The organism is Bacteroides uniformis (assembly GCF_025147485.1).
Lineage (GTDB): Bacteria > Bacteroidota > Bacteroidia > Bacteroidales > Bacteroidaceae > Bacteroides > Bacteroides uniformis.
On the sequence record NZ_CP102263.1, the window covers coordinates 2105743 to 2119532 of the forward strand.

General features: G+C 47.1%; 9 protein-coding genes. All 9 read left to right on the plus strand.

The window, feature by feature from the left end:
- Positions 1-84 precede the first annotated feature (84 nt).
- The 9 genes from NQ510_RS08015 (at position 85) to NQ510_RS08055 (ending at position 13789) form a co-directional block, all read left to right on the plus strand.
- Positions 85-1158, plus strand: a complete 1074-nt coding sequence (locus NQ510_RS08015) for an efflux RND transporter periplasmic adaptor subunit (protein ID WP_034525355.1) — start codon at positions 85-87, stop codon at positions 1156-1158.
- Between the two features lie 36 nt (positions 1159-1194).
- Positions 1195-4266 (plus strand): efflux RND transporter permease subunit, encoded by a 3072-nt coding sequence (locus NQ510_RS08020; protein WP_034525328.1) that lies wholly within the window; start codon positions 1195-1197, stop codon positions 4264-4266.
- Positions 4263-5735 (plus strand): TolC family protein, encoded by a 1473-nt coding sequence (locus NQ510_RS08025; RefSeq protein WP_005823863.1) that lies wholly within the window; start codon positions 4263-4265, stop codon positions 5733-5735. Before NQ510_RS08020 ends, NQ510_RS08025 begins: the two co-directional genes overlap by 4 nt.
- Positions 5735-8941, plus strand: coding sequence for an efflux RND transporter permease subunit (locus tag NQ510_RS08030; RefSeq protein ID WP_005823862.1), 3207 nt, complete (start codon positions 5735-5737; stop codon positions 8939-8941). Before NQ510_RS08025 ends, NQ510_RS08030 begins: the two co-directional genes overlap by 1 nt.
- A gap of 48 nt (positions 8942-8989) precedes the next feature.
- Positions 8990-9640 carry a hypothetical protein gene (locus NQ510_RS08035; protein ID WP_005823861.1) on the plus strand — a complete coding sequence of 217 codons (651 nt, stop codon included), beginning with the start codon at positions 8990-8992 and terminating at the stop codon, positions 9638-9640.
- A gap of 615 nt (positions 9641-10255) precedes the next feature.
- On the plus strand, positions 10256-10444 hold the full coding sequence (locus tag NQ510_RS08040; RefSeq protein ID WP_005823856.1) for a hypothetical protein: 189 nt from the start codon (positions 10256-10258) through the stop codon (positions 10442-10444).
- Positions 10441-12135: a tetratricopeptide repeat protein gene (locus NQ510_RS08045; protein WP_005823853.1), complete on the plus strand. Its 1695-nt coding sequence runs from the start codon at positions 10441-10443 to the stop codon at positions 12133-12135. The genes NQ510_RS08040 and NQ510_RS08045 overlap by 4 nt, the downstream gene beginning before the upstream one ends.
- A gap of 118 nt (positions 12136-12253) precedes the next feature.
- Positions 12254-12691, plus strand: a complete 438-nt coding sequence (locus NQ510_RS08050) for a DUF3244 domain-containing protein (RefSeq protein WP_005823851.1) — start codon at positions 12254-12256, stop codon at positions 12689-12691.
- Positions 12692-12709: 18 nt separating this feature from the next.
- Positions 12710-13789, plus strand: a complete 1080-nt coding sequence (locus tag NQ510_RS08055; protein ID WP_005835286.1) for a glycosyltransferase — start codon at positions 12710-12712, stop codon at positions 13787-13789.
- The last annotated feature ends 1 nt before the right edge of the window (position 13790 follow it).

The following is a 13790-nucleotide window of genomic DNA, read 5'->3' on the forward strand; positions in this document are numbered from 1 at the left end:
TGCTATGAAAAAAGTGTCCACATGCAAATATCGGTTCGTTTTTTTGAAACGATTAATTTTATCAATTTATAATTGAGTATGAATATGAAGACACAGAACTATCGATACCTGCTATGCATGGCCGTTGCCCTGCTTGCCGCCTGCTCCGATGCCGGAAAGGGAAAAGAGTCCGAGGAAGGGGTGGCAACCGTCCTGCCAAGTGAAAGCAATGAAGTGACCGTGAAAGTCCTGAAGCGGGCGACCTTTGAGCATGAACTGGTGAGCAACGGAAAAGTAACCGCCGGTGCCATGGCGGATTTGCGTTTTGAGACCACCGGTGTAGTGGCACACATCTACGTGAAGAACGGTGACCCGGTGCGCAAAGGGCAGAAACTTGCCGAACTGGATAAGTTCCGCCTGAAGAACAAGACCGCGCAGGCCAAGGATGCCTTGGAAAAAGCGGAACTTGAGCTGCAGGATGTATTGATAGGGCAAGGCTATCCGGTGGGGGATGCCTCCAAAGTACCTGCTGACATCATGAAGCTGGCCCGCGTGAGGAGCGGTTACGACCAGAGCCTCGCCCAGTATGAGCTTGCCGCGTATGAAGAGGAACACGCCACGCTGGTTGCGCCTTTTGACGGGGTAGTGGCGAACCTGTTCTCCAAACCGTTCAACGAGGCAAGTACCTCGGAAGCCTTCTGCTCCATTATCGGCACTCAAGGTATGGAGGTGGACTTCACGGTGCTGGAAAGCGAACTGCCGTTGATAAAGAGTGGCGACAAGGTGATTGTTACCCCTTATTCGGATGCCGGTTCCAGACAGGAGGGGCGCATCACCCAAATCAATCCTCTGGTGGATGACAAGGGGATGGTTAAGGTGAAGGCTACCGTCAATGGCAAGGGACGGCTGTTCAGTGGGATGAACGTGAGGGTGAACGTGCACCGCTCTCTGGGCGGACAGCTTGTAATCCCGAAGAGTGCCGTGGTGTTGCGTTCGGGCAAGCAGGTGGTGTTTACCCTGAAAGACGGAAAGGCGCAGTGGAACTATGTGCAGACCGGTCTGGAGAATGCGGAAAGCTATAGTATGGCCGACGATGCCCTGAAAGAGGGCGATACGGTCATTGTGACGGGAAATGTGAATCTGGCACATGAAGCACCGGTGAAGGTGGTTGATAGATAATGAGTGATAAGTGGTAATTCAAAATTCATAGTTCAATTGATAAAGTTTTTGATACAGCGGCCTATTGCCGTACTGATGGCATTTACAGCATGCTTCATTGTCGGGCTGGTGACTTACTTCACCTTGCCGGTATCCTTGCTGCCCGATATTGCCATCCCGGAAATTACAGTGCAGGTGTCGGCGCAGAATACCTCGGCGCGTGAATTAGAGAATACGGTGGTGAAACCTCTGCGGCAGCAGCTCATCCAGGTGGAGAAACTGAAGGACATGGACAGCGAGACGCGCGATGGTGCAGGCATCATCCGCCTGGGCTTCGACTTCGGTACGAATACCGACCTTGCCTTCATAGAAGTGAACGAGAAGATTGACGCCGCCATGAACTATCTGCCCAAGGATGCCGAACGCCCGAAGGTGATAAAGGCAAGTGCGACGGACATTCCTGTCTTCTACCTCAATCTGACCCTAAAAAGCGACAGTGCATACGGCAAGGTGGACGAACGCGCGTTTCTTGATTTGTGCGAGTTTGCCGAAAATGTCATAAAGCGTCGCATCGAGCAGTTGGCGGAAGTGGCAATGGTGGATGTCACGGGTTTGGTCGAACGCCAGTTACAGATTGTGCCCGACCCGGATAAGCTTGCTGTGTTGGGGTTCTCCATTGAAGACATAGAAAACGTGCTGGCGCAAAACAACGTGGAGCCGGGCAGCATGACCGTGCGCGACGGCTACTACGAATACAACATTAAGTTCTCCACCCTGCTGCGGACAGAGGAGGACGTGAAGGGCATCCTGCTGCGAAAGGAAGGACGTATCATCCGCTTGGGAGACTTCTGCCGGGTAGAGATTGTTCCTGCCAAGGAGAAAGGTGTCTCCATGAGCAATGGCAAGCGTGCCGTTACCCTTGCCGTCATCAAGCAGGCGGACGAGAATATGGAAGACATGAAGCTTGCCATCAACAGCACGATGGACTACTTCAAGAAAGTATATCCCGACATTGATTTTAGCATCAGCCGTAACCAGACGGAGTTGCTGGACTATACCATCTCCAATCTTCAGCAAAATTTGTCGTTGGGTTTCCTGTTCATCTGCATTGTGGCGGTACTCTTCTTGGGGGATGTCAAGTCGCCGTTCATCATCGGGTTGAGTATGGTGGTATCTATTGTCATCTGCTTCCTGTTCTTCTACTTGTTCAAGATGTCACTCAATATCATTTCTTTGTCGGGATTAATCCTGGCGTTGGGTATGATGATTGACAGCAGCATCATTGTGACGGAGAACATTTCGCAGTATCGCGAACGGGGCTATTCGTTGCGGCGGGCTTGCGTGACGGGAACGAGTGAGGTGATTACGCCCATGCTGAGTTCGTCGCTGACCACTATTGCCGTATTTGTGCCGCTGATATTCATGAGCGGCATTGCAGGGGCGTTGTTCTACGACCAGGCATTCTCTGTTACGGTGGGGCTGCTGGTTTCCTACTTCACGGGTATCATGCTGCTGCCGGTCCTCTATATGCTGGTCTACCGGACGGGGTTGCGCGGCAGGTCGTGGTTCTCCCGCATCCGCATCAACAATCCGTTGAAGGAACATACGCTGGACCGTTTTTATGATGCGGGCATCGACTGGGTATTTTCCCATAAGACGGTAAGTATCATATTCTGTGTGGTTTCTATTCCTCTTTGTGTCTTTCTGTTCTATTCCATAGCCAAGGAGCGTATGCCGCAGATAGACCAGAATGAACTGATAGTCCATGTGGAATGGAACGAAAATATACATGTGGACGAGAACCGGCATCGTGTGAATGTGCTGTTCGGACAGTTGTTGGACAAGACTGTGGAACAGACGGCTGCCATAGGCCAGCAGGACTATCTGCTGAACCGTGAGCAGGCTCTCTCTTCTTCGGAGGCAGAATTGTATTTCAAGACTTCCTCGCCTGACGGGATTGCTCCCTTGCAGAAGCAGGCGGGCGAGTGGCTGACACGGGAATATCCGTTGGCGACAGTCTCCTTTTCTCCACCCGAAACCGTGTTCGAGAAGCTTTTCGTGACCGGGGAGGCCGATGTGGTGGCGGAACTTTATGCCCGTAACAAGGAGAAGGCGCCGGCGGCGGAAGAATTGCGCGGACTGGAACAACAGTTTGCGGAGCTTACGGGGACAGCGCCCGTAGGTATCGCTTTCGAGAACCAGCTTGACATAAGCATCCTGCAGGAAAAGCTGTTGCTCTATGACGTTTCGTATGACGAGCTTTACCGTACGCTGCGGACGGCATTCAAGGAGAACAGCGTAGCTATGCTCCATTCCTACCAGCAATACCTGCCTATCAGCATTGTGGGCGAGGAGCGGACAGTGAATGAGGTGCTGCAGCAGACATTGATACAGACCCGTCCGGACAGTAAGGGCGAAGTGGAGCATATTCCGCTTCGGGAGCTGGTAAAGGTGCGTCCGGCCGAGGATTTGAAAACGATTACGGCAGGACGCAACGGTGAATATATACCGTTCCGTTTCTATGAAGTGGACGATGCTCCGGAGTTGATGGAAAAGGTGAAGCGGGAGGCAGATGCCACGGGTGACTGGGATACGGCCTTCTCCGGCAGTTTCTTCTCCAACCGCCAGATGCTGGACGAGTTGGTGGTGATTCTTTTCATCTCTATCCTGCTGATGTATTTCATTCTTGCCGCCCAGTTCGAAAGCTTCGTGCAGCCGCTCATCGTGCTGCTGGAAATTCCGATAGATGTGGCGTTCGCCTTGTTGCTGTTGTGGATATGCGGGCATACCTTGAACCTGATGTCTGCCATCGGACTGATAGTGACGTGCGGTATCATCATCAACGACTCCATCCTAAAGCTGGATGCCATTAATGAATTACGGAGGGCTGGTATGCCGTTGCTCGAGGCCATCCACGAGGCGGGGCGCAGAAGGCTCCGGCCCATCATCATGACATCGCTCACCACCATTTTCGCTATGGTTCCGCTGCTGTTCTCGTTCGACATGGGCTCGGAGCTGCAGAAGCCGCTTTCCATAGCGATGATTGGGGCGATGTTCGTGGGGACACTGGTCAGTCTGTTCATCATCCCGTTGATATATTGGTTTATTTATAGAAAAGAAAGAGCATGAAGAAATTAAGTCTTATACTTTTGTTCAGTCTGGGAGCCCTTTCCGCTTTTGCCCAACAGCGGATAACGCTCGATTTGCAGCAGACCATTGCTCTGGCGAATGACAGTTCGCTGGAAGCCTTCCGCACCAAGAACATGTATCTGGCCGGTTATTGGGAATACCGCACCTATAAGGCAAACCGCCTTCCCAGCCTGACGCTGAACATGACTCCGGCACAGTACAACCGCGATATCACCAAGCGTTACGACTCCGAACAGGACCTTGACATCTATCGCAGCCAGCAGTCCTTCTATGCATACGGCAATCTTGCCGTCAGACAGAATTTCGACTTGACGGGCGGTACGTTCTATCTGGATACGGAGCTGGGCTATATGCGGAGCTTCGGTGGAAACAAGTATACCCAGTTCACCAGTGTTCCGGTTCGTTTGGGCTACTCGCAGAGTCTGGTCGGTTACAATCCTTTCCGTTGGGAACGCAGGATTGAGCCGCTGAAGTACGAAAAGGTGAAGAAGGAGTATATTTACAATGCAGAGCGAGTATCCGAGCAGGCCACTACCTATTTCTTTGCGCTTGCCATGGCACAGGCGGAATATGACTTGGCCAAGGACAATGCCGTCTCCACCGATACCCTCTACCGCATCGGCATGCAGCGCTTGAAAATAGCCGCCATCAGCCGTGCCGACCTGCTGACGCTGAAACTCGACGTGGTGAACGCCCGCAATACTTTGCAGAATGCCGCCAGTGCCTTGAAGCGCGCCATGTTTTCGTTGGCATCTTTCCTGAATATGGAGAAGAACACGGATATCAGGGTGTCGCTTCCGGGACGTCCGAGGGCGCTGACCATACCGGTTGATGAGGCTTTGCTGGCCGCTCAAGCCAACAATCCGGAATTTCTGGGGCTTCGTCAGGAAGTGCTGGAAGCCGAGCAGACAGTAGACAAGACGAAGAAGGAATCGCGCTTCAATGCCAGCATCAACGCCAGCGTCGGCTTCAACCAGGTGGCGGAGAAATTCGGTGAAGCATACAGGCATCCCATGCAGCAGGAGATGGTGTCGGTCAGTGTCTCCATTCCACTGGTGGACTGGGGCGTGAGGAAAGGCAAATACAACATGGCGAGGAACAATCTGAACGTGGTGAAGACTTCTGCCAGGCAAAGTGAAATCAGCATTGAGGAGGAGGTTATCATGACCGTCAGCGACTTCAACGTCCAGCAAGCCCTCGTCGCCAGTGCCGAAGAGGCCCTCGACCTTGCCATCCTGGCGTATAACGAAACCCGCCAGCGCTTCATTATCGGCAAGGCAGACATCAACAGCCTGACCCTCTCGCTGAACCGCCAGCAGGAAGCGCAACGCAATTACATCTCCGCCTTGCAGGACTACTGGCTGAATTATTACAAGATACGGAAACTGACGTTGCACGACTTTGCCAGCGGATTTTCGCTGTCGGAAAAATTTGATTATAATAACTGATGAAACGAGTTTCTTCCTTCACCGTCATAGTGGCGTTTGTCTGCCTTGCTTTGGTAGGGGTGGCGTTGATACCGCTGCTCCCCGTCAAGCTGAATCCGTCACGCAGCCTGCCCGGCTTCACGGTGGGTTTCAGCATGCCTGGCACTTCGTCGCGGGTGGTGGAGATGGAAGTGACCAGCAAGCTGGAATCCATGCTGGCGCGTATCCGCGGAGTGAAGCGGCTGAACTCCACCTCGGGCAACGGCTACGGCAACATTACTGTGGAGCTGGACAAGCATGCCGATGTCGAGGTAGTCCGCTTCGAAGCTTCCACCATCATCCGGCAGACGTGGCCCCAATTGCCCGAAGGTGTCAGCTATCCCACCATTCACATGAAAGTGCCCGACGAGAACGCCTCACGCCCTTTCATGTCCTTCACACTGAATGCCCCTTCCACTCCGATATTGATTCAGCAGTATGCCGAGGAGCATATCAAGCCGCGGCTGGCAAATATTCCGGGTATCTATAAGGTGGAACTCAGCGGTGCCACGCCCATGGAGTGGAGACTGGAATATGACAGTGAACAGTTGCGCTTGCTGGGTGTGACCCTATCGGACATCAGCGAGGCAGTACAGCGGCATTACCGGAAGGAATTTCTGGGTACGCACAATGTGGATACAGGTAACGGTAGCCGGGAATGGATACGCCTGGCACTGGTGCCGGAGAGCAACTCCCTTGGTTTTAATCCTGCTGCCATCACCGTGACGGCTACCGACGGGAAACTGCTCCGCTTGGACGAACTGGTGTCGGCTGTCCGTATGGAGGAGGAGCCGCAAAGCTATTACCGCATCAATGGGCTGAATTCCGTCTATCTATCCATTACTGCGGAAGAAACTGCCAACCAGTTGCAACTGAACCGTGCCGTGATGGACGAGATGGAAGCTGTTCGGCAGGTACTTCCTGTCGGATATGAAGTGCATACCAGCTATGATGCGACCGAGTACATACGGGAAGAACTGGACAAGATTTACTTCCGTACCGGTTTGACGGTACTCATCCTGCTTGTATTCGTATGGCTCATTACTCGTAAGTTGAAATATCTTTTTCTGATAGTTACCAGCCTGGCTGTAAATATAGCGGTGGCACTTATCTTCTACTACCTCTTCGGACTTGAGATGCAGCTTTATTCGCTGGCGGGTATCACTGTCTCGCTGAATCTGGTGATAGACAGTACCATTGTCATGACCGACCACATTCTGCACCGGCGTAATCTCAAGGCCTTCCTGTCGGTGTTGGCGGCAACCCTCACTACGATGGGTGCGCTTGTTATCATTTTCTTCCTTGACGAGAGGATACGGCTCAACCTGCAGGACTTTGCAGCGGTAGTGATCATCAATCTGGCTGTTTCCTTGATGGTGGCATTGTTCTTTGTTCCGTCGATGATTGAGAAGATAGGACTGGTGAGGCGGATTACGGGGAAGAAGAGGCGTCTTGTCTTGCCGGGGCTGACGCAAACATTCAAAACAAGGTTGGGACGGATTTTCAGACGTTTCCCCGTTTATTTCTCCTGCTGCTACTCTGCTCTCATCCGTTTTCTGTGCCGTTGGCGCTGGGCTGTATGCCTGCTGTTGCTGTTGGGTTTCGGTCTGCCTGTTTTTCTGTTGCCCGACAAACTGGAAGGAGGGGGAAAATGGGAAGCTGCTTACAATAAGGTATTCGGTTCGGATACCTATAAGGAGTCGGTGAAACCCGTTGTGGACAAGGCGCTGGGCGGCAGCTTGCGGCTTTTCATACAGAAGGTGTACGAAGGCAGTTACTTCACCCGTAATGAGGAGGTGGTGCTCTATGCCAACGCCAACCTTCCCAATGGCAGCACCCTCGAGCAGATGAACACTTTGATGAAACGTATGGAGACCTACCTCAGCCGGTTCAAGGAAATCAGGCAGTTTCATACTTCCATCTACAGCCCCCGGCGTGCCAGTATGCAGATTTATTTCAAGAAGGAAGCCCGGAACAGCGGTTTTCCCTATACACTGAAAGCCAATATGATAAGCAAGGCACTGGAACTGGGAGGCGGCAGCTGGGGCATCTACGGATTGCAGGACCAGGGGTTCAGTAATGACGTCCGCGAGAGTGCCGGCTCCTACCGCATCAGGATGTACGGCTACAACTACGACGAACTCTATGAGTGGGCGGAGAAGCTGAAGGCCAAGCTGCTGACGCACCGGCGTATCAAGGAAGTGCTCATCAATTCGGAGTTCTCCTGGTGGAAGGATGACTATCAGGAATTCTACTTCAACCTGAACAAGGAGCGCATGGCGCAAGAGGGCATCGACGCGCAAGTGCTTTTCTCTGCGGTGCGCCCCATCTTCGGCAAGAATCTGGAGATTGGCTCGGTAGCGGCCGAGCAGGGAACGGAGAAAATCAAGCTCTCTTCCCGCCAGTCTGCCGAATATGACATCTGGGCGATGCAGTTCTTTCCCTATGGAGTAGGAAACGGCAAGCATTACAAGCTTTCCGAACTGACTACTGTGGAAAAGGGACAGATGCCGCAGGAGATTGCCAAAGAAAACCAGCAGTACCGCCTCTGCCTGCAATACGAATATATCGGCTCCAATGAGATGGGCAACAAGATACAGAAACGTGACCTGGAGGAGTTCAACAAACTGTTGCCGATGGGTTATACAGCCGAGTCGGACAGCAACAGTTGGTCATGGGGCGAGAAGGACAACCGCCAATACCTGCTTCTGCTGGTGGTGATAGCCATCATCTTCTTTACGACCAGCGTTCTGTTCAACTCCCTGAAGCAGCCGCTTGCCATCATCTTTGTGATTCCGGTTTCTTATATCGGGGTATTTCTTACTTTCTATTGGTTCCGGCTGAACTTCGACCAGGGCGGTTTTGCCTCGTTCGTCCTGCTGTGCGGCATCACGGTGAATGCCAGCATCTATATCCTGAACGAGTACAACAGCATCCGACGTCGTTTCCCCCGTCTTTCCGCTCTTCGTGCCTACGTCAAGGCGTGGAATGCGAAGGTCGTTCCTATTTTCCTCACGGTAGTTTCTACCATTCTGGGATTTATCCCTTTCATGATAGGTGAGGACAAGGAGGCTTTCTGGTTTCCATTGGCGGCGGGTACCATTGGCGGACTGGTGATGTCCGTCATCGGTATCTTCTTTTTCCTGCCGGTTTTTGTGCTGAAACAGCGTGATTTTCTTAGGAAATGATTACTTTTGCTCGATTTTGTTACCTGAATGGATACTTGAATTTTAAATATGGAAAGTGCGGAGTACTCTTTGGATGAGTTATTATGTCAGTCTCTTCTGTTGTTTCGTCAGTATCGGTTTTATGATGCTCCGGAATGTGGAGAAAAGGCATTCCGGATATTGGAGGAAGCCCATGTATGGATGGGGCGTACGCAAGAGTGTGTGGATATGGCGAAATGGGGGTGCGTGATAGAGTGTCTTGCGCAGAAATACTACATAGAAGATGATACGGATGCGATTCTGGAAGAAATTGATGCTGCTTTGGTTGCGCATTGGAAGAGGATAGAGAAAATCCATGCAGAAGTCACCACCGTTTATTTATGGCTGGGGTACTATTTCCTGCTACGTTTCAGAAACCGGGAATCCCGTTCCCATTCCCGTTGTAAACAGATAATGTCCAGCTTGTTGTGTGCTTTGGTCGAAATCTTCCGTAAGGTGGAGAAGGGGGGAGCCCCGACAGAAGTCTTGTCACATCTTTCGGTAGATGTTTGGGGAGAGACCGTCTGCTGGATGGAGCAGGTACATGATTCCCGTCTTTGCGAGAAGCAGTCGTCAGCTTTGCTGGCACAACTCTATAACCTGAAAAGTGTGGAGTTGGAAAAAGGTCCGGGAAAGCAGGATGCTTTGCTCCAGCAGATTCTGGAGTTTTATTGCTTTTAAGGGAAAATTATCTCTGCTTAGTTTTATCATTTCTGCTTCCACACTTCCACCTACTTCCTGCATCCCTTTATTCATCGGCATTACAAGTGCTGTGGAAGCAACTCAAAAAGGTGGAAGCAACTTTTGCTTCCACAGCGGAAATACGCCGGAAGGTAAGTTAATATCTTGTTTGTTAGTGTATTAATAGAATGTGCAGCATTTTGCAAATATCTTGTTTACACGATAAGCGTTTCGTGTAAACACGGTATTAACTTCGTAAAAGACCGTTTACCGATAGACTGCAGCTGGGCTCATAATAGGAATAAGATAGGTGCACAGTATGGGGAAACTATGAGTATAATAGGTGTTCAACGGTTATGAAGCACCTTGTTGACGGTCGTTAGTCGAGTGGTTGACGGCCGTTGGCAGAGCGCATCACGGCCGATAGGCGCTGATAACTCCGTACAGAAAATGGAAAGGAAGCCTATGTAAGGGGAAACAAGCTCTGAGCTATTTGTTTTGTTTGCCACATTTATCTTGTTTTTGTACATTATTGAGGCGGTTTTTTGTATCTTTGAAGGGAGGGGCTGTAAAAAGCTTGTTCTCATCCAAAGTTTAATTATATATACATGAATTATGAAGCGATGTATAGTACTGTTCATAACATTCTGCTGTGCAGTTGTTTCTAATGCGCAGACAAATGGCATTGTGACTGATGGGGAAAAAGGATTGCCGTTGGCTGGTGTGAATATTTATCTCCAAAAGGATTCTGTGGGCATAGGAGTTATACGTAATGATAATCTGGTAAAGAACATGTTCATATGAAAAAACTGCTATATCTTGGACTTTTGTCCGTTTGCGTACTGTTAGGTTCTTGCGTAGAGAAGAACGTATTCAATGCTTTTGATAAGGTAGAGAGGTATATGGATGTATATTCTGACAGTGCATTGCTGCTGTTGGAGCAAATTCCTCATCCGGAGAAGCTTCGTGGAAAGCAGCGGGCAGACTATGTGCTGCTGTTGACACAAGCCCGTGATAAGAACTATCTGGATAGCATGCAGTCGGATTCGTTGATAAAGTTGGCGGTAGATTATTATAAGAATGGGGGTGATAACGTGAAAGCGGGGAAGGCATTGTTTTATTATGGCAAAGTGATGGATTTGCAGGGGAATGATACGCTGGCTATGCAAGCCTATTTGAATGCTTTGGCTAAATTGGAGAAAACGGAAGAGTATAAGCTACAAGGCTTGGCATATGAGTATATCGGTATTTTGAATGCAGATAGAAAGCTACACAAAGATGCTCTTGATAATTATCAAAGTTCGGTATATTGTTTTCAAAAGGCAGCCGATACTTTAGGGGTTATATATGCTTATCGGGATATTGCTCGTATTTATTATGTAGAACAACAATATGACAGTGTTTATAACTACATCAATAGGGCTTTGTCCTTGTGTGAAGAAAAGAAAGGATGTATCGATTTTGAACGAGTAACTCCTTCTTTGTTACAAGTAAAAGGAATTGCAAAAAGAAATGAGGGAGATTTGGAAAATGCAATAATCTTGTTGAAAACTGCGGTAGAGACTGAACAAGATAGGCATTCTATGCATCACTGTTCAATGTCATTGGGGAACATTTATTTAAATCAAAATAAGTTGGATGAGGCAAAAAGATATTTTACTTTAGCTTTGAAATCAGAAAGGCCTCGTACTCTGGCAGGGGCATACCACTATTTGTATCTGTTGGAAAAGAGGCAGAAAAAGTATGCAATGGCTCTCTATTTCAAAGAGAAGTCTGATTCGTTGTTGTCCGTTGACCTGGATGCTAAACAAGCATCTCAAATTTTGACTTTGCAACGTAAATATGAAAAAGGAAAGCTTCTTTTAGAAAAGCAACAAGTTGAACACGAAAAGAAAATACAGTTTTATTTTGGGATGGTAATCGTTTTATTTATTATCCTATTATGTCTTGTTTTGTATTTTCTTTTAAGAAAAAGATACAAAGAGATGTTCCGGAAAAATATGCAAGTAATAAAGGAGAATGAGTGCATGATTAAACGATATGTTTATGAACTTGATGTGTTGAAACAAAAAGCAGGTGAAACAGCGGAAACAAATAGAGAGAAGGTTGGTAAATTGAATCAAAAGATTTTGCTGTTGGAGAGTGAGAATAAAAAAATACGTGAAAATGTATGTGTAAATGGTGTTTATCTCTTGGATCAATTGAAGAAGGAAAAGCTGATTGTGAAGAATATGACCAAACAAGAGAAAGAACAGCTCCTTGAATACATGGATTTGATATATGGTAATTTGATTTCTCGGTTAAAGAAAGATTTTAAATTAACGAGTGGTAACCTGATATTGATAGCTTTGCTTAAAGTTGGTTTCACTACCACTGAGTTGATGTTTACTTTTGACTGCGAGATGAATTCTATTTTTACGAAAAAACGGAGATTGAGGGAGAGCTTAAATTTGGATACTACTGATAAATTGGAAGAATTTATAACTCTTTATTAGAAGAACTTCTTGCTTTTCGTCCATTAACTTAGTAGCTTTTTTTTTAGTATTTTCTTGATATATAGTTTGTTATTCTCTTTTGTGTTGTCCACTTGTACTTTCCCTAAGAAGTGATTAAATGGCTATCTTTGTTACATTCAAAACTAAAGATACTATGAAATCATTTTTTATTTTGTTAAGTTTATACTGCTTCTTTGTGGTAAATGTAGTGAATGGAAAGTCAGTAACTTTTCCTTCAAGAGTAGAAATCATCATGGATGAGGATTTTGATTTACCGGATGGTCCGGGGAATGGTCACCGTTCTATTCCTCCAGTGACTCCTTTTTTAGCATTTTTGAATGATGACCACTCCATTGACTTGGAGTTCTATCAATCTATAGGTGAGATTGAAATTGTAATTTCTCAGAATGGGGATGTTGTTTACTCTTCTACTGAGAATATTGACTCTCCAATATTGAGAAAAGTACAATTACAGAAAGGCTTAGTTGGTGATTTTTTACTTGAGATAAAAGGTTTGGATGGAGCTTATGCATTCGGTAGATTTACTATTCATTAATAATGGCTATATAGCACTATGAAACAAATCTCATTTTGCATCACTTGTATGAATCGGCTTAAACATTTACAAGAAACTTTGGAGAAGAATATTCTTGATAATTTCTTAGTAGATGAGGTCGAGTTTGTTGTGCTGGATTATAATTCGCAAGATGGATTAGAAGAATGGATTGCTCAATCTATGATGAAATATATTGAGATGGGTATTCTTGTCTATTATAGGACTACTGAACCAGCTTATTATCGACGCAGCCATAGCAGGAATATGGTTTTCAGATTGGCAGAAGGAGAAGTAGTATGCAATTTGGATGCAGATAATTACTTAGGTAGAGGGTTTGCAGAGTTTATGTTAAAAGAATTTAACAATAAAGAGCGTCTATTTTATACGAGTAATCTTTGTTATCGTGATGTTTTCGGAAGGGTCTGCTTGGAAAGAAAGGAGTTCGTTGAGGCGAGAGGATACAATGAAGTGTTTGTAGGATATGGTTTGGAAGATGTTGAATTTTTCAATCGTTTGTTGTGTAGAGGGCTTGTGCAGGAAATTTTTAATCAGAAGGAATTTTATAATGTTTTGATGCATGCAGATGAAGAGCGGATAGCACAAGAGTTTTTGTTGAAGAAGTTGCAGAGTGTCTATCTGGATTATATAAATCCCTACTCTACGAGAGTATTGATGTTGTATAAAGGACAACGTTTTGGCATAGGAGTGATACAGAACAATATTGCAATGAATTATAATCATCCGGATGAATCAGACATGCTAAAACAATGTATAGGGGATAAATATCGACTTGTGATAAAAGGAGAATGGAAAGAAGGAATATGGGATGAGATGGAGAACGGAATTCGACTGAATTTTAAAGATGAGGAAATGATACTTAGAAACAAATCTAATTGTTTGTATGATTTTAATCATCAATATTATAAAGTTAAAGATGCGAATCTGATAGTGGTAATTGTCATGGGTGTAACAGAGGCTATAAACTATCTGAAGATGAAAAAAATGGATAATGATTGTAAAACGGTAAATCCGAATGGGTTCGGACAAGGGATTGTATATCGGAATTTTGATTATACTAATAAAATACTCTTGGCATAAT

Bases quoted from the DNA above. Each gene is read 5' to 3' on its own strand.
- NQ510_RS08015 (WP_034525355.1), top strand. From the start codon at position 85: ATGAAGACACAGAACTATCGATACCTGCTATGCATGGCCGTTGCCCTG.
- NQ510_RS08025 (WP_005823863.1), top strand. From the start codon at position 4,263: ATGAAGAAATTAAGTCTTATACTTTTGTTCAGTCTGGGAGCCCTTTCC.
- NQ510_RS08030 (WP_005823862.1), top strand. From the start codon at position 5,735: ATGAAACGAGTTTCTTCCTTCACCGTCATAGTGGCGTTTGTCTGCCTT.
- NQ510_RS08035 (WP_005823861.1), top strand. From the start codon at position 8,990: ATGGAAAGTGCGGAGTACTCTTTGGATGAGTTATTATGTCAGTCTCTT.
- NQ510_RS08040 (WP_005823856.1), top strand. From the start codon at position 10,256: ATGAAGCGATGTATAGTACTGTTCATAACATTCTGCTGTGCAGTTGTT.
- NQ510_RS08045 (WP_005823853.1), top strand. From the start codon at position 10,441: ATGAAAAAACTGCTATATCTTGGACTTTTGTCCGTTTGCGTACTGTTA.
- NQ510_RS08050 (WP_005823851.1), top strand. From the start codon at position 12,254: ATGGCTATCTTTGTTACATTCAAAACTAAAGATACTATGAAATCATTT.
- NQ510_RS08055 (WP_005835286.1), top strand. From the start codon at position 12,710: ATGAAACAAATCTCATTTTGCATCACTTGTATGAATCGGCTTAAACAT.